Source organism: Corynebacterium sp. 22-2729 (assembly GCF_053479475.1).
Genome location: NZ_JBRBCA010000002.1, coordinates 22,612 through 37,783, shown reverse-complemented (window position 1 = coordinate 37,783; position 15,172 = coordinate 22,612). Strand labels below are relative to the sequence as shown.

15 protein-coding genes are annotated in these 15,172 nt (G+C 59.3%); 5 read left to right on the top strand and 10 right to left on the bottom strand.

Features of this window, described 5'->3' with window-relative positions; genetic code table 11:
• The first annotated feature begins 43 nt into the window (after nt 1-43).
• On the top strand, nt 44-1,312 hold the full coding sequence (locus tag ACUY2T_RS01645) for an MFS transporter (protein ID WP_448307206.1): 1,269 nt from the start codon (nt 44-46) through the stop codon (nt 1,310-1,312).
• Here ACUY2T_RS01645 and ACUY2T_RS01640 read toward each other — a convergent pair.
• The 5 genes from ACUY2T_RS01640 to ACUY2T_RS01620 all read right to left on the bottom strand — a co-directional run bounded on the left by ACUY2T_RS01640 (nt 1,242) and on the right by ACUY2T_RS01620 (nt 5,140).
• Nucleotides 1,242-2,636 (bottom strand): hypothetical protein, encoded by a 1,395-nt coding sequence (locus tag ACUY2T_RS01640; protein ID WP_448307205.1) that lies wholly within the window; start codon nt 2,634-2,636, stop codon nt 1,242-1,244. The two genes, ACUY2T_RS01645 and ACUY2T_RS01640, sit on opposite strands and share 71 nt — an antisense overlap.
• Nucleotides 2,637-2,651: 15 nt before the next feature.
• Nucleotides 2,652-3,044 carry an SRPBCC family protein gene (locus ACUY2T_RS01635; protein WP_448307204.1) on the bottom strand — a complete coding sequence of 131 codons (393 nt, stop codon included), beginning with the start codon at nt 3,042-3,044 and terminating at the stop codon, nt 2,652-2,654.
• Nucleotides 3,045-3,118: 74 nt separating this feature from the next.
• Complete coding sequence (gene bsaP / locus ACUY2T_RS01630) at nt 3,119-3,406, bottom strand: biotin synthase auxiliary protein BsaP (RefSeq protein ID WP_448307202.1); 288 nt, start codon at nt 3,404-3,406, stop codon at nt 3,119-3,121.
• Between the two features lie 10 nt (nt 3,407-3,416).
• Nucleotides 3,417-4,445 carry a biotin synthase BioB gene (bioB, locus tag ACUY2T_RS01625; RefSeq protein ID WP_448307200.1) on the bottom strand — a complete coding sequence of 343 codons (1,029 nt, stop codon included), beginning with the start codon at nt 4,443-4,445 and terminating at the stop codon, nt 3,417-3,419.
• Between the two features lie 218 nt (nt 4,446-4,663).
• A complete protein-coding gene (locus ACUY2T_RS01620; protein WP_448307198.1) occupies nt 4,664-5,140 on the bottom strand; it encodes a cupin domain-containing protein in 477 nt (158 codons plus the stop codon).
• A 159-nt stretch (nt 5,141-5,299) separates the two neighbouring features.
• Between ACUY2T_RS01620 and ACUY2T_RS01615 the strand changes: the two genes are divergently transcribed.
• The 3 genes from ACUY2T_RS01615 (at nt 5,300) to ACUY2T_RS01605 (ending at nt 8,058) form a co-directional block, all read left to right on the top strand.
• Nucleotides 5,300-6,100, top strand: coding sequence for a fructosamine kinase family protein (locus tag ACUY2T_RS01615; protein WP_448307196.1), 801 nt, complete (start codon nt 5,300-5,302; stop codon nt 6,098-6,100).
• An 81-nt stretch (nt 6,101-6,181) separates the two neighbouring features.
• Nucleotides 6,182-7,411, top strand: a complete 1,230-nt coding sequence (locus ACUY2T_RS01610) for a YkvI family membrane protein (protein ID WP_448307194.1) — start codon at nt 6,182-6,184, stop codon at nt 7,409-7,411.
• An 11-nt stretch (nt 7,412-7,422) separates the two neighbouring features.
• Entirely contained in the window at nt 7,423-8,058 is a 636-nt protein-coding gene (locus tag ACUY2T_RS01605) for a DUF421 domain-containing protein (RefSeq protein ID WP_293791778.1), read from the top strand.
• On the opposite strand, the gene ACUY2T_RS01600 is transcribed toward ACUY2T_RS01605, so the two are convergent.
• The 4 genes from ACUY2T_RS01600 to glnA all read right to left on the bottom strand — a co-directional run bounded on the left by ACUY2T_RS01600 (nt 8,055) and on the right by glnA (nt 13,633).
• A complete protein-coding gene (locus tag ACUY2T_RS01600) occupies nt 8,055-10,187 on the bottom strand; it encodes a YhgE/Pip family protein (RefSeq protein ID WP_448307192.1) in 2,133 nt (710 codons plus the stop codon). The genes ACUY2T_RS01605 and ACUY2T_RS01600 overlap by 4 nt on opposite strands.
• Nucleotides 10,187-11,059, bottom strand: coding sequence for an ATP-binding cassette domain-containing protein (locus ACUY2T_RS01595; protein ID WP_293791775.1), 873 nt, complete (start codon nt 11,057-11,059; stop codon nt 10,187-10,189). The genes ACUY2T_RS01600 and ACUY2T_RS01595 overlap by 1 nt, the downstream gene beginning before the upstream one ends.
• Before the next feature lie 171 nt (nt 11,060-11,230).
• Entirely contained in the window at nt 11,231-11,731 is a 501-nt protein-coding gene (locus ACUY2T_RS01590) for a VIT1/CCC1 transporter family protein (protein WP_448307472.1), read from the bottom strand.
• Nucleotides 11,732-12,196: 465 nt separating this feature from the next.
• Nucleotides 12,197-13,633, bottom strand: coding sequence for a type I glutamate--ammonia ligase (gene glnA / locus ACUY2T_RS01585; protein ID WP_293791769.1), 1,437 nt, complete (start codon nt 13,631-13,633; stop codon nt 12,197-12,199).
• Between the two features lie 154 nt (nt 13,634-13,787).
• On the opposite strand from glnA, the gene ACUY2T_RS01580 reads away from it, so the two are divergent.
• A complete protein-coding gene (locus ACUY2T_RS01580; protein ID WP_287862448.1) occupies nt 13,788-14,264 on the top strand; it encodes an RDD family protein in 477 nt (158 codons plus the stop codon).
• 3 nt (nt 14,265-14,267) lie between these two features.
• Here ACUY2T_RS01580 and ACUY2T_RS01575 read toward each other — a convergent pair whose 3' ends face one another.
• The gene (locus ACUY2T_RS01575; protein ID WP_287862450.1) at nt 14,268-15,047 is read right to left on the bottom strand and encodes a DUF4191 domain-containing protein; all 780 of its coding nucleotides are present in this window, start codon (nt 15,045-15,047) and stop codon (nt 14,268-14,270) included.
• Between the last annotated feature and the right edge of the window lie 125 nt (nt 15,048-15,172).

Here is a 15,172-nt window from a genome sequence, read left to right as displayed (position 1 = left end):
GTGAATAAGTTTATCCATATATCGACCGAGTAGCGTAGGACGCGTGACGGTGACAGACAAAGAGAAACTCAGCAGCCGCGCGCTGCTGGTATGGGGAGCTGGGGTGCTGTGCTACACCCTGGCGGTCACGGGACGCACTTCCTTTGGCGTGGCCAGTGTGGACGCAATCGACCGCTTCCACATCAATGCCGCGCAGCTGGCCGTGTTCACAACACTGCAGCTGGCCGTGTACGCGTTTGCCCAGATCCCGGTGGGGTTGCTGGTGGATCGCTTTGGCCCGCGCAAGCTGATGGTTGCCGGTGCTTTCGTGATGGCGCTAGGCCAGGTGACTCTGGCTTTCACCTCCAGCTACCCCGTGGCGATCGGCGCCCGCATGCTCATCGGTGCAGGCGATGCGACGGCCTTCCTATCCGTCATGCGCCTGATCCCCGCGTGGATTCCACTGCGTCATGCCCCGCTGTTGGGTCAGCTGACGGGCGCGGTGGGGCAGTTCGGCCAATTTCTCTCGGCGGTGCCGTTTTTGAGCTTGCTGCACGCAACAAGCTGGCAGGTAGGGTTCGTCAGCCTTGGAGCAGTGGGGGCGCTGGTGGCCTTGGCAGCGGGGGTTTTGGTGAAAGATGCGCCGGAGACTGCGAAGCCTGCCCCGACGCAGCCCTCTGCGGCCACGCAGCGGATGTCCGTTAAAACGATCCTGGCTAATGTGCTGACCAACCGCGTGTGCTGGCACGGCTTCTTTGTTCACTGGACGGGTCTGGGTGCGCTGGTGGTGTTCACCCTGCTCTGGGGGCTTCCGATCATGACTCTTGGCCTGGGGCTGACCGCGGATAAGGCTGGATTGGCACTATCCCTTGGCACCTTGGCCTCGGTGATGGTGGGGCCGATTGTGGGTCTGCTTTCTGCACGCTTCTACAACCACCGCATGCAGGTCGTGATGCTCTTTTCTGTTACCGGATGGTTGGGCTGGTTGTGGTTCTTTACCGCTGCTCCCACCGGTGTGTTGTGGGCTGCGTGCCTGATTAACATCATCATGGGTTTCACCGGCCCCGTCGCGAACCTGGGCTTTGATTCTGTGCGCGAGAAAGTGGACCGCCGCTTCGTCGCCACCGGCACCGGCTTGGCGAATATGGGTGGCTGGATCGCGGGCATGATCGGCGCCCAGGCAGTTGGCGTGCTGCTCAACCTGCGGGCTCCGGATGGGCATTACACGTGGGGCGACTTCGGTGTGGCCTGGATTGCCGTGGCTACTGTGTGGGCGTTTGGCTTCTGCGGAATGTGGCTTTCACGTGATCGAAACGTTCGGCGCCATTCTTAGGGCTGTTTCTCAGGGGGTTGTTCTTGAGGACGCCCACCGCCTCCGTTGTCGGAAGGTCCTTAAACCCTTCGCGGATGGCGAGGCGCAGCGTCGAGAAAGTAATGACGACCATAAGGATGTTCCGTGCCGTGAGCACAAGTGCTGCGAACCAGTGTGGACCTTCGAAAAGGAGGTTATAGGTGAAGGGGAAAACCACCATCGTCAGTGCTGCCGCGAGCACGCTAAGGCCTGGCAGGTAGCCGAGAATCTCGTGCTTACCGAACACCATTGACCGGGATAGTGGTGCCGAGGTGCCCTGCTCGGAAGGGGCAGCTGCCGGCAACTTGGCGATCATCACGGCCAGCACGGGGCCGAACCACACCACGTACTGTGGCGAGAACACCTTGTTGGAGACGATCAGGAGTAGCACCATCGTCAGGAGGAACGCGCTGGTGCTTCGCGGGGACCAGCCGTCATAAATAAAGCGCCACAAGGCCCACCCCAGGCCGAACAGCATTGTGGCGAGCATAAGGATGCTACTCAGTGTGAGCATTTGATCCACGCCGGGGCCGAAAATCTCAAAGCTCTTCGACGGGGCTTTCGCGATATGCCATTGGCCGGGTGCAAAGACAGCAGCGAGGATGAGGGGAGTGGCGAGGACCGACTCGATCTGCAAGCCGCGGACGTCCTGGTAAGTGAGTGGGGAGACCAGACGATCCCAACCAGACGTCAGTACTGTGACCAGGCCGACAACCACCATGGTGCCGGCGAACGTGGCCAGACGGGCCCACGTGGTGGAGCGATTCCACTTATCCACGAGCCCGGCAGCAAGGGCAGCAGGCCAGAGTTTCGACATCGCCGCAAATCCCAATAGTGCGGAGGCTACCTTGGGGTGATTGAACAATGCAGCAGCAGCGATAGCCACCAAGAGGCCAGGGATGAGATCCAGACGGGAATACGCAATGGGGCCTGTAGCCGCGCAAAAAGCCGTCCAGAATAACGCCGCCCGATGGCTTTGATTCAGCAGATAGAAGAAGAATGCGGTGCTGAGCAGGATCAAGAAGCCCGAAAAAACGACGAGGAATGTGTGGGTGTGGTCGCCGCACAGCCACACGATGGCGCGTACCGGCCATAATCCCGCATCCGGATACTCAGTGAGTGGCACCGCTCCGTGGAGTGGTTTCGTGGGCTCATGTACTGAATTACGGAAGTAATACAGCGGATCGCCCTTGGCGAAAGGCCAGAAGACCAAAACGCTGATCAGAATCGCCTGCACCAACGCCCACGCGCCGATGATTCGGGATCGAGTCCAGTGGGCGGAGGATAGGTTTTGCTGATCATGCACAGAAGTGAACTGTACCTAAGACTCTTCTGCTTCCATAGCAATGGCACGGATGGTCTGCTGAATTCCTTGAGCAAGGCCAGCTTCGAATTTTTCCTCCCCACCGAGAAATGCAGCCACCAACGCTCGCGACACCAGTGAGGTCTTCCCTCCTGCCACGATCCGCTTCTCTGTGAGCGTGGCGGTTCCGTCGGCGGAAGTCTCTAGTTCGAAACGCCAACGCGAGCGGTTGAGGGGGATCTTGAACTCGAAGACTTTCTCCGGCACGACTTCTGTGACTACTGCCCACGTCGGCCACCACAATAAGCCTTGGCGATTGATGTTGAGGTAGATCGTACCTGGCGTAGGGGTGCTGCCGGAGTTGCTCGAGTTGCCCGAACCGCTGGAGCGCTTACGGTTTAGCACAATCATTTTCTTGCACTGTGGGCTGCGGTCTCCCATTGCGGTGAGGTTGATAACGCGCTGCAGAATCTGTCGGGTTCGCGTTAAACGTCCATGACCAGTGCGGAATCCATCTCGCCATGCCGGGAACACTCTGCGGTCCATCCCATCGGGTTCACCTGAACCTTCATGCGGCGGCCACACAGTGGGCAGAAGCGCGGCGGTTCCAAACCCGCCACCGCCCCACGACTCGCCTGTGCAAGTGCCCCGCGGCCGACGCGCAAAGACTTATCAGAAGAATCGAGGGGTTGGCCCGTATGGGCGTCATACAGCGGAGTACCGCCGAGAACATAGAGAGCGGTGAGTTCGCTGAGGGGAGTACTAGAGGACATTGCGGTGAGCCTACAGCGTTGCGTTCAGAGCCTTGATCGGCAGCTGCAGCTTGCCGAGCATGTCCACGTCGCGCTCAGCGGGGCGGCCCAGCGTGGTCAGGTAGTTGCCCACAATAACAGCATTAATGCCGCCGAGTAGACCCTTTTCTGCGCCCAGGTCGCCCAGAGTCAGCTCGCGACCACCGGCGAAACGCAGAAGCTGGCGGGGTAGCGCCAGACGGAAGGCGCCGATGGTGCGCAGCGCATCATTGACGGGCATTGGTTCGATATCGGCGAAGGGGGTGCCCGGGCGCGGGTCGAAGAAGTTCAGCGGAACTTCGGTGGGATCGAGGTTCTGCAGGTCGATGGCGAACTCTGCACGCTGCTCGACCGTCTCGCCCATGCCGACGATGCCGCCGCAGCACACTTCCATACCTGCGTCGCGCACCATCTCCAGGGTGGAGGTGCGCTCCTCCCACGTGTGGGTCGTAACAACTTCCGGGAAGTAGCTCTTGCAGGTCTCCAAGTTGTGGTTGTAGCGGTGCACACCGAGTTCCTTGAGGCGGTCAACCTGCTCCTGGGTGAGGATGCCGATGGAGGCGGCGATGTTGATGTCCACCTCTGCCTGGATGGCGGCGATAGCCTTAGCCATTTGGTTCATCAGATCCTCGTCAGGCCCCTTAACGGCGGCGACGATGCAGAACTCAGTGGCGCCGGTCTTGGCGGTCTGCTTTGCGGCCTCGATCAGCTGGGCAATGTCCAACTGGATGGAACGCACTGGAGATTCGAATAGTCCCGACTGTGCGCAGAAGTGGCAATCCTCGGGGCAGCCACCAGTCTGCAGGGAAATAATGCCCTCCATCTCCACGGCATCACCACACCACTTCAGACGCACTTGGTGGGCGAGGTCTAGCAGCTCGTCCAGGTGCTCATCGCCGAGCTGCAGAACCTGCAGGGTTTCCTCGTAGTTCAGGGGCTCGCCATTTTCCAGCACCTTCGTGCGCGCGAGCTTTAGAATCTCGGGGGTATCGGTGGCCTTGGTAGCTTCAGTGGTCGTCATCGTCGGTCTCCTCTAGTTCTCGTGCGAGTTATGGTGGCGTATCGCTCTTGAACGCTGTTTAGTTTCACATGCTAACTTACTGCCATTGCGGCGTGCGACATACCGGGCGCTCAGGGAACTTCGCGGGGGTGGGGAAGCAAGCGGGGAACATGCGCGGTGCAAAGAAAATGTGGCGCCTCCCCAAGAAGAAGCGCCACATTAAAGAACTCAAGCGAGTTTTATGCGTGCTCGTCAGCCTGCTGGTTGGAAGGCTGAACCGTCCACTCCGGTGGCACGTCCTTGCCGGATTCCTCGTCCTGCTCTGCCTGCTCGGCCGTTTCCTGAACGATGCCCTTGGCGTGGTGGCTCGGTGCGTAGATGGCGTACACCTGCATCGGCTCTTCACCAGTGTTGATGATGTCGTGCCATACGCCCGCCGGAACCTGTACGGCCCAGCCGTCGGAGACCTCTTGCTGGATGGTCATGTTGTCCTTGTCGGGGCCCATGATGCACTTGCCAACTCCCGCATCTAGGCGCAGGAACTGGTCGGTATCGTGGTGCACCTCCAGGCCGATCGAATCGCCGGGAGCGATAGACATGAGGGTTACCTGCAGGTACTTACCCGTCCATGCGGTGGTTCGGTAGTTGGTGTTTTCTCGGGTGGCAGTTTCAATGTCAAAGACGTTGGCTTCTGGTCCGTTATCGACAATCTTCATGATTCTCCTTCCGAATTGCCCCACCGGTGATGTTGAGCTGACCGTCCAGCTCCTACCGGTGCGACGTCCTCCACCACCCATACTAGGTCGATGATTCAGGAGCCTCAGATGCGTAGCAGCTCCGCTACCTGGTCCTGCCAAACCTGTAACACTGGAGGCATGGCTACTTCTGACATCTATTGGAAGGACAACCCCGGCCGTCCTGGCGCCTGGGAAGTCGCGGGCCTGCGTTGGCTCGCCGACGCTCCGAGCGGAGTGCCCGTCGTCACTGTTCACGAACACAATGAACGCGGTCTGGGGATTGATCGTGTTTCTTCGATGACGCCCACATGCGCCATGGCCGAAGATTTTGGAAGAAAGCTGGCGTTAACCCACGCCGCGGCCGCGCCACACTTCGGTTTCTCGCCGACGGGAGAGTCAGGATTCCAAGGCCCCAACGACAACCTCTTGGAGCTTCCCCTCAAGCCTTACGAAAACTGGGGCGAGTTTTATGCCAACGTGTGCCTGGCACCGCTGATCGAGCGAGTCTTCGACAATGCTCCAGCAGAGATCACGCAGCTACTAGAAAGTTTGCGCGCCGGGCAGTTGGATGACGGCACACCTCCGGCCCGCATCCACGGCGATCTGTGGGCGGGGAATGTGTTGTGGGGGAAGGTGGCGTCAACAAATAGGACAGGAGGAATCCTTATCGACCCGAGCGCGCATGGTGGGCATCCGCGTGCTGATCTGGCGGCGCTACGGCTATTCGGTGCACCGCACTTAAGCTGCATCGAGGGCGCGTACTTTGAGGTGGCAAGTGAACAGGGCGTGCTGGGTGCAGAAGAGCCTGGTTGGGGTACAGGTTCACGAAGTGTTGACCTGCATCAACAGCACCTTCTATGGCTCCATGCGGCAGTTTTCGGTGGTGGCTACGTGGGGGAGGCTAAAGCGGCGGCGGCGCGTGTGATTCGCACATTGTAAAGGTGCCCGAGAGGCGGCCGCGGAGTAAGGTCGACTCTCGGACTAAAAATACAACTATCTTCGTAAAGGGGTTCCTGAAGCGTGAAGAGAACATTCTCCATCGCTATGGCCTTCGTCGGACTAACCGTCGGCGCGGGTTTCGCTACTGGCCAAGAAGTCATCCAGTACTTCGTTTCCTTCGGAATGAACGGAATCTGGGGTGCCGTGCTCGCCGGCATCGTCATGACTATCGCGGGCAGTGTGATCCTGCAGGTCGGCAGTTATTTCCTGGCCGACGAGCACCGGATGGTGTTCCGCAATGTAGCGCATCCGATTGTGTCGCGGTTCCTCGATATCTCTGTAACGCTGACCCTTTTCGCCGTTGGTTTCGTGATGCTCGCCGGTGCGGGCTCCAACCTGGAACAGCAATTTGGCCTGCCAGCCTGGGCGGGTGCGCTGATCATGACCGGCGTGGTGCTAGCAGCCGGAATGCTGGATGTGGAGAAGGTTAGCCAGGTGATCGGAGCGCTCACTCCGCTGATCATCGTGGCTGTCGTGTTCGCCTTCGTTTACACGATGATGCACATGCCCGCCGATACTTCCCACCTGAGCGAAGCTGCTATGGCGGAAGATTCGCCGGTTTCCCCGTGGTTCCTATCTGCCGTGAACTACAACGGTCTGGCTCTACTGCTGGGTGTATCGATGTCCCTGGTGATCGGCGGTAACTATGCCTCGCCGAAGGAGGCCGGTATCGGTGGCCTGATGGGTGGCGCGCTGTACACGGTAATGCTGATCATCGCGGCTATCACGCTGTACCTCAACATTGAGAAGGTGTCCGGCAGCGATGTGCCGATGTTGGAATTGATGAATCAGGTCCACCCGACCTTGGGCGTGATCATGGCAATCATCATCTTCTTCATGATCTTCAACACGGCGATCGGCATGTTTTATGCCCTGGGTAAGCGCCTAACCGCCAGCACGGACAAGTCTTTCCGTCCGGTGTTCGTTGTGGTGACGCTGATTGGCTATGGCATCAGCTTCGTAGGCTTCGACACCTTGATGACGTACGTCTACCCGGTGATCGGCTACATCGGCATTGTGATGATCGTCATCATGATCGCGTGGTGGGTGCGCTCCCGCCGTCGCATTTTCGTGGAGGCTAAGCGCCGCGACCGTATCCACGAGCTCGCCCACGCGCGCGAGCATAAGGATAGCGACTACACGGAAAAGGATCGCCAGGAGATGCGCAAGCTGGTTGGCGAATCCAATATCGACGATAAAACGCTGCACAAGACCATCACCGACGAGGTGAAAGACGAGATCGACCAGTAGGCTAAATATCCATGTTGGGCGAGATTTGTGACGCATATGTGACGGCTGCAATCAGTTCTGCGGATCTCGCCCCGCCACAGGGATGGGGGCCGGTGCTGAAGGAACAACTCGGCATCGAACTGTGGCGTATTCCGATTGTGATGGTCGCCGCAATCGGCATCTACTTCACTTTCCTCATTGCGGTGAGGCTCTTTGGCCAGCGCATTTTGAGCCCGCTAGGGGGCTTCGATGCCGTCGTTATTTTTATGTTCGGCGCTGTAGCGGGCCGTGCCGTGCTGGGGCACCCGCCGTCATTAGCTGCGGGCGTCATTGGCCTTCTTACCCTCATGGGCATGGAGGCCATCTTCGGGGTGGTGCAGGACGTTGTGGGGTTGCGTCGCACAATTAACCCGCCCCCGACGGTGTTGGTCGCTCACGGCGAGTTGGTCGAGGAGACACTCAAGCGTCAGCACATTACCGACAATGCAATCGCTACTGCGTTGCGCAAGGCTGGGGTGCGGGATATGAGCGAAGTCGCTTGCATGGTGCTGGAGTCCAATGGTTCCATCTCCACCCTGCGCGAGGGTCACGAGATCGACCCTTCTTTGTTGTTGGGAGTGGAGGGTGCCGAAAGGGTAGTGACGCCCCCTCGGCCCAGCGAACCTTAGGCGTTCAGTACTGGATGCAGTCGCTTCATGGTCCACGTTTGCTGGCTGCGCGCCGATAGCGTGGTGACCAGGAAGGCGCCGAGTCCGACCAGTATCAGCACTCCGACTGCGATCGGTAGGCGTTCATCGTAGAAGCCGTAGATCAGCTGCCTGAAGCCGTTGACTGTGTATGTCATCGGATCGAATGGGTGCAGGAATTGGAAGAACTTGTTCTGGGTCTCGATGGGGTAGAGGCCACCCGAGGCAACGATTTGCAGCATTAGCACCGCCAGTGCCGCCACTCTGCCTGGCCCGGGGCCCAGGAAGGCGATAAAGGCCTGGTTCATCAGCATCCACACGAGCGCCACGAGTGCGGCGAAGAGGAATAGCCCTGGGATGTTGGCGGTATCCATACCCACGCCCCAGATAGTTACCGCCACGACTACACAGGCCTGCAGGACGGCGATAATGCCGGTTGGCAGGAAGCCGGAGAGTGCCGCGCGCCACGAGTGCACGCCGGAGTTCACCGTGCGAGCCTGCAGTGGCTTAATCATGACGTACACCATGATGCCGCCGATGAAGAGCGCCATACTGAAGAAGAACGGTGCCATACCGGCGCCGAAGGTGTTGGTGCCGGAATCGTTGTCGGACTGCATCTGCACAGGTCCGCCGATGGTGGATGCGGTGGCGAGGCGCTGCCCCTCGTTCCACTTCGGCACCTGCTTGGCACCATCGGAGAGCTTGTCACGCAGCTCGGTGGCGCCATTATTGAGCTTGACGGTGCCATCCTTGGCCTTGGAGGTTGCGTCGGTGAGCTGGTCGGCACCATCCTTTAGCTTGGTGTTGCCGTCGTCGAGTTGGATGATGCCATCCTTCAACTTGCCAGCGCCGTCCGAGGCATCGCCGAGCTTGGTGTTCAGGGTCTGCGCGCCATCGTCGATCTTGTTTACGCCGTCTTGCAGCTGCTTGAACTGTGCCGGCAGGCCGGAAAGCTCGCCGACACCCTTGCGCAGTGGGGCATTCGGGTCATTCAGCTGGTAGGACAGCTGCGCCGAGCCATCGGCCAGACGTTTGAGGTCGGCCGCGTTTTGAGACTTCGGCCCCAGCCCCTGGGTATCCAAAGAGTTAGCTGCCTTGTCCAGTTCATTTGCCGCATTGATGGCGGAGGGCAGACCGGTGGCTCGCAGGTCGCGGGAGATATTGCGCAGGTTTGTTGCTTGGTCGCTTTGCACCTTCGTGACGGTGCCGAGCTTGTTGCGTAGCTTCTGTACGCCGTCGTTCACCTGGCTTGCACCGTCGCCGAGCTTATCGACGCCAGTTTCCAGCTGATTTAGCTTTCCACTTTGACCGTTGAGCTTGTTTGCCGCAGCGTTTACCTTCGTGGCCAGCTCGCCCGTGCCGTCAGAGAGTTTGCCGGCACCGTCGTGCAGCTTGGAAATACCATCGTCGAGTTCAGTCGCGCCCTTGCGCAACTTGCCGGAGCCATCCTTGGCCTTGGAGATGCCGTCGGAGAGTTTGTTCGCGCCGTCGTCGAGTTTGCTGGAGCCGTCCTTCAGTTCAGCGGTGCCGTCGGCGAGTTTACCTGCTCCGAGAGCAGCCTTTTGCATACCGCTGCCGGCATCGACCACGCCGACCAGGACCTTGTCCACGGCCTCGGTGCTGATCTTGTCGCCAACGACACTGATGACCTCACGCATGACGTTCTGGCCGATCATGGTGGACAGATAGCCATTGGCGTCGTTGTACGTGCTGATGAGGTTGGCTTTCTCCGGGGTTTCAGAGGTGGGGGAGGCCACGGCTTCGGAGAAGTTCTCCGGTAGCTCAAGCGAGAAATAGTATTCGCCGGATTCCACGCCCTTACGGGCATCCTCGGCGTCGGTTTCGATCCAACTGATCTGATCGTTTTCCTTTAAGCCCTCGATCACCTTATCGCCGGCGCGGAGCTGCTCGCCCTTCACATTCGCGCCCTTATCACTGTTGACCAGGGCGACGGGAAGCGAGTTGAGGTGCCCAAAAGGGTTCCAAAACGCCCAGAGGTACAGGGCGGAGTACAGCAGCGGCATGAGTACCAGGATCACGAGTGCAATTCGCGTCAACCGGTTGCGCTTGAAGCTGCGGATTTCGCTGTTGAGTTTGAATCCGGCGAGCATTAACGGTTCTCCTTTGGCTCTGCGATGTGGGTGGAGGTGTCTTCGGGGATGTCGAGGTCGTCTAGTTCTGGATCGTATTCCGGATCGTTTTCCGGATTGGGTTCCGAATTGTCATGTGGACTGTCTTGGGAACCGCTATAGGCCGGTTCACTATCCATCGGGTCACTGTATTCGCACAGTCCGGTATGAATCGGGTGCGTGTGGCCAGCGTTGGCGTCAATTTCAATAACCTTGTTCGGTGCAACGGGGCCAACAATTGGGTTAGCGGAGTTGACGATCACCGGAATATCTTCCGACAGGCGTTCGAGCACCTGTAGCAGAATTGCTCGGTCATCGTTTTCGTGTACCTGCTCAATATCGTCCATGATCAGCAGTTCGACGGGCTTGTTATCAGCGGGCGATAAAGCCAAGCTGATGCGAAGCATGATCTTGTCGAGATTGTCCAACTGGGAGATGTAGGCATCCAGCGGGGGAAGGTCACGATCGCCGTAGACGTGGGAGCAGATACGCTCCAGATCTTCCTGGGTGGCCTTACCCATTGGCATGAACCAGTGCTTTGACCACGACAGGGACTCGGTGAGGATGTCCTGGACAGTAACTGAACGCTCTAATAGGTCGATTTGCTCCACGCCGGCGATGGCGACGCGGGAGCGAATTGGGCGAGGCTTGGATTCGCCGAGAACACTCAGCGAGCCGCCCGTGGGCTTCATGCGACCCGAAAGAACCAGGGCGAGAGCCGTGCGGCCGGAGCCGCCCTTGCCGAGCAGATTGGTTAGCCCCTGGCTGGGCACGGCGAAGCTAAGGGGGCCGAATACTTTGCCCTCATCGCCTTTAAGCTCGAGATCCTGGGCTTCTACTGCATAGGAAGACATGGCTTTACCTGATTTCTTGGAGAGTGGGAAGCGCGGTCTATTTCATCAGACACCCTGGGTATTTTTGTAGATTTTGACGATTTCGTCAATTTTCGTTGTGGTGTGGCGAAATAGCGCTATACGTTGCCGTATAGCGCTTAGTTTATAGTGTGTTGGGCAGTAGCCGCTTGGCTATATTGCCGCCCCGAAGATGCTGCCGACCGCGAAGGTCACCGCCAAGGCGAGCATTCCGCCAATCACGATGCGCAGTATTGCGCGGGTCTTTGGCACGTTACTTAGGTGAGCCGACAGGGCGCCGGTGAGCGCCAGAGCCACGAGGGTCACGCCGAAGATGACGGCGACGGGAGCGAAGAGGGCAGCAGCAAAAGGTAATGCGGCGCCCAGGATGAAGGAAATGAAGGAGGCGATGCCTGCCGACCATGGGTTAACGAGCTGGCTCATTCCCATGGTGCGCTCGGAATCGCGTTGCGAGGAAACGGAGACGTACTCGCCCAGGGCCATAGAGACGGCACCGCCGATGACGGCTGCCAGGCCGGACATGGCAATAGTCTGCGGGTTGCTGGTGGCGCCGGCTACACCAACGAGAACAGCAGCGGTGGAGACGATACCGTCGTTGGCGCCGAGGACGGCCGCGCGCAGACGGTTGAGGCTTTCGCCGTGGTTGTCGTCCACGGTGGCGTGCGCGTTCTGTTCGGGGGTTTCTGTATGTGCGGCGTGCTCGGCCTGCACGGCGCGTCCAGTGTGCTTGGCACGTGCGGCAGAGGTGGTCACTTCAGTCGTCGCAATGGTGACGGTCTGGCACTCGCACGCGTCGACGGCCACGCAGCTGCCGTCGTAGTAGCGATCACAAGGACAAGATACTGAAGTGCTCATGGCTCAAGTATTGCCGGGTTGGAGAGGCGCCACAAGCATTGGAAGGCTACCTTCACGCAGGTCAGGGTATCTTTTGTTAGGTGACGCTGGGGTTGGGGGAGGCCATTTTGGTAACGAGCCTGGCAGCTACCAGCGCTGGCGCTGACTTATGGAACGGGCTCGCTGTTCGGCGGGGGTGGCTTAGGCGAAAGTCCTTAGTTCGCCTCTAAGCCAGAGCACCAACCGGCCTGGCAACCGGTCGGTGCAAAAACGACTAGCAGCCAACTAGCAGTCGTAGTACATTTCGAACTCCTGCGGGGTCGGACGCAGGCGTACAGGTGCGATCTCATTGTCGAACTTGTAGGAGATGTACGTATCGATCAGATCGTCGGTGAATACGCCGCCCTCGGTCAGGAACTCGTTGTCCTCCTCCAGAGCCTTCAGAGAAGCCTCCAGGCTGGTCGGAGCCTGCGGGATATCCTTAGCTTCCTCCGGCGGCAGCTCGTAGAGGTCCTTATCCACCGGAGCGTGCGGCTCGATGCGGTTCTTCACGCCGTCCAGGCCAGCCAGCATCATTGCGGCGAAGCCGAAGTACGGGTTACCACTTGGGTCCGGAGCGCGGAACTCAATGCGCTTAGCCTTCGCATTGGAGCCGGTGATCGGGATACGGACCGCAGCAGAGCGGTTACGCTGCGAGTAAACCAGGTTAATCGGAGCCTCGAAGCCCGGAACCAGACGGTGGTAGGAGTTCAGCGTCGGGTTGGTGAAGGCCAGCACCGCACCAGCGTGCTTCAGGATGCCGCCGATGTAGTAGCGAGCGATGTCGGACAGACCGGCGTAACCGGACTCATCGTAGAACAGCGGCTCGCCGTCCTTCCACAGCGACTGGTGGGCGTGCATACCCGAACCGTTGTCGCCAGCCAGCGGCTTCGGCATGAAGGTCGCGGACTTGCCGGCCTGCCATGCGGTGTTCTTGATGATGTACTTGAAGGACTGCAGATCATCCGCAGCGTGGAGCAGGGTGTTGAACTGGTAGTTGATCTCCTGCTGGCCACCGGTGCCAACCTCGTGGTGGGCGCGCTCCAGCTTGAAGTCGGCATTTGCCAGGTTGCGGCACATGTCGTCACGGAGATCCTGGTAGTGGTCGTACGGGGCAACAGGGAAGTAGCCGCCCTTCATACGGGTCTTGTAGCCCAGGTTCGGGGTGCCGTCCGGGTTGACCTCCGCACCGCGGTTCCACCAACCTTCAACGGAGTCCAGCTCGTAGAACGCACGGTTCGTGTCCGTCTCGAAGCGAGCGGAGTCGAACAGGTAGAACTCGGCCTCTGCACCGAAGAAGCAGGTATCCGCAATGCCCGTGGAGGTCAGGTACTGCTCCGCCTTGCGGGCAACGTTACGCGGGTCGCGGGAGAACGGCTCGCGGGTAAAAGGATCGTGGACGAAGAACTTCACGTTCAGCGTCTTAGCCTTGCGGAACGGATCGATCCGGGCAGTCTGCAGATCTGGCAGCAGGTTCATGTCCGACTCTTCAATGGTCGTGAACCCACGGACGGACGAACCGTCGAAGGCCAGGCCCTCCTCAATCGCATCCTCGTCGAATTCCGAAGCAGGGATGGTGAAGTGCTGCTCGATACCGGGCACATCGGTGAAGCGAACGTCCACGAACTCGACGTCGTTGTCCTTGATGTACTTGACGACTTCTTCTGCACTCTTGAATGACACTGTATTTTCTTCCGTTCCTTGCAGTGGGAATCTCAAACTGTTGCGACAATATATAAAAGCAACACCATCGATCCTACGCATACTGGGCGAAGGTTCAGGCAAAAATATACAAAATTATGCCACCAACATGGGGGACGCTAGGCTCTAAACCATCATGAGTGAATCGCGTAGCTGGCTTGAAGGCCCCCTTGTTCCAGGCGAAAACGAAGACCTCGCCGAACTGAGTCCATACCCCGGTGCCCGCCTCGGGCTCCCTAAGGACGGACCTGGTTCTCTTTCCCCCTTGTTCCCCCGCATCGGTGCCCTGGCCATCGACTGGCTGGCCTGCTACGCCCTGGCGTGGTTTGTCGTCTCCATGACTTCCGCGCTGGGCGATTCAGCTACCGCCACGATCATCTTCTTTATCGTGTGGCGCATCCTCACCGTCTGGCTGTTCGCCCAGTCACCCGGGCACGCCATCCTTGGCATCGGTGTGGCTCGCATTGATCAGCCCGACCAGCGCGTAGGCCTATGGCGCGCAGCAGTCCGCGCGCTGCTGACAGTCTTCCTGTTCCCCCCGATTATTCAAGACACCGATGGCCGTGGCATGCATGACCGCGCCACCGGCACCGCGGTCATCCGCACCCGCTAGGGGTTACTTCTTTCCGCGCTGCGCTGCGCGACGGGCACGGCGATTCATGCCGGACATCTTTGCGCCCTTCGGCATGGGGCCCTTCGGCATGTTGCTATTCGGGCTGCTTAGTCGCGAGATCGACTCAACCTTGGAGTTAAGGGCGTCAACCTCATTCTTCTTGATGTTGCGCGGCATGCGCATCAGGTGGTTCTGCAGCTTCTTTACCGGCACCTGCCCCTCTTCATTGCCGACGATGACGTCGTAGATGGGGGTTTTGCCGAGGATGCGGGCGAGCTTCTTCCGCTCCTGCGCCATCATCGGCTTCAGTCGGTGCGGGGAGCCCTCGCCAACCAGCACGACGCCGGGGGTGCCTACCACGCGGTGCACTGCGTCCATATGGGTGTTCGACGCCACGCCGGTCTCCGTAATCCACTTCATGCCTACGCCATCACGCATGTTGGTCAGAGCCCATGCAGCGGCTCCCGCTTCGCCCTCAATCTGGTCGTACACGCCGGTCTGCAGACGACGGGAGAATGTCCACATTGCCGCGATGACGCCGATGAAGATACCTACGATCAGGTTCAGCCACCACCAGCCGAACACCAGGCTAAGTAGCAGCATCAGCACAACGGGAATCAGGAAGGCCAACACCATGAACGGGATAAGCTTCTTATCCCGTCCCTTCTGTAGCTTAAAGGCCTGCCACAGCTGGGAGCGCGTCTGCTTGCGCTGCTCCTTCTTTGCAGCCTTGGCAGCCTTCTTATCTTCCTTGACTCTTACGTCCTTTTTATCCTTCGCCATGGACTTAACAATAAGGCATGAATAAAGGCGGGGCGAAAGTGCCCCGCCGTGGATTAACTGGCTGCCTCGGTCAGACGCTGGTGTGGGCGCCGACCTCAGTGCCTACGAAGCCTCAGTGCGAACTG

Bases quoted from the DNA above. Each gene is read 5' to 3' on its own strand.
- bsaP (WP_448307202.1), bottom strand. From the start codon at position 3,406: ATGTCCTCTAGTACTCCCCTCAGCGAACTCACCGCTCTCTATGTTCTC.
- ACUY2T_RS01595 (WP_293791775.1), bottom strand. From the start codon at position 11,059: ATGTCTTCCTATGCAGTAGAAGCCCAGGATCTCGAGCTTAAAGGCGAT.
- ACUY2T_RS01620 (WP_448307198.1), bottom strand. From the start codon at position 5,140: ATGAAGATTGTCGATAACGGACCAGAAGCCAACGTCTTTGACATTGAA.
- ACUY2T_RS01615 (WP_448307196.1), top strand. From the start codon at position 5,300: ATGGCTACTTCTGACATCTATTGGAAGGACAACCCCGGCCGTCCTGGC.
- ACUY2T_RS01575 (WP_287862450.1), bottom strand. From the start codon at position 15,047: ATGGCGAAGGATAAAAAGGACGTAAGAGTCAAGGAAGATAAGAAGGCT.
- ACUY2T_RS01600 (WP_448307192.1), bottom strand. From the start codon at position 10,187: ATGCTCGCCGGATTCAAACTCAACAGCGAAATCCGCAGCTTCAAGCGC.
- ACUY2T_RS01580 (WP_287862448.1), top strand. From the start codon at position 13,788: ATGAGTGAATCGCGTAGCTGGCTTGAAGGCCCCCTTGTTCCAGGCGAA.
- bioB (WP_448307200.1), bottom strand. From the start codon at position 4,445: ATGACGACCACTGAAGCTACCAAGGCCACCGATACCCCCGAGATTCTA.
- ACUY2T_RS01635 (WP_448307204.1), bottom strand. From the start codon at position 3,044: ATGATTGTGCTAAACCGTAAGCGCTCCAGCGGTTCGGGCAACTCGAGC.
- ACUY2T_RS01605 (WP_293791778.1), top strand. From the start codon at position 7,423: ATGTTGGGCGAGATTTGTGACGCATATGTGACGGCTGCAATCAGTTCT.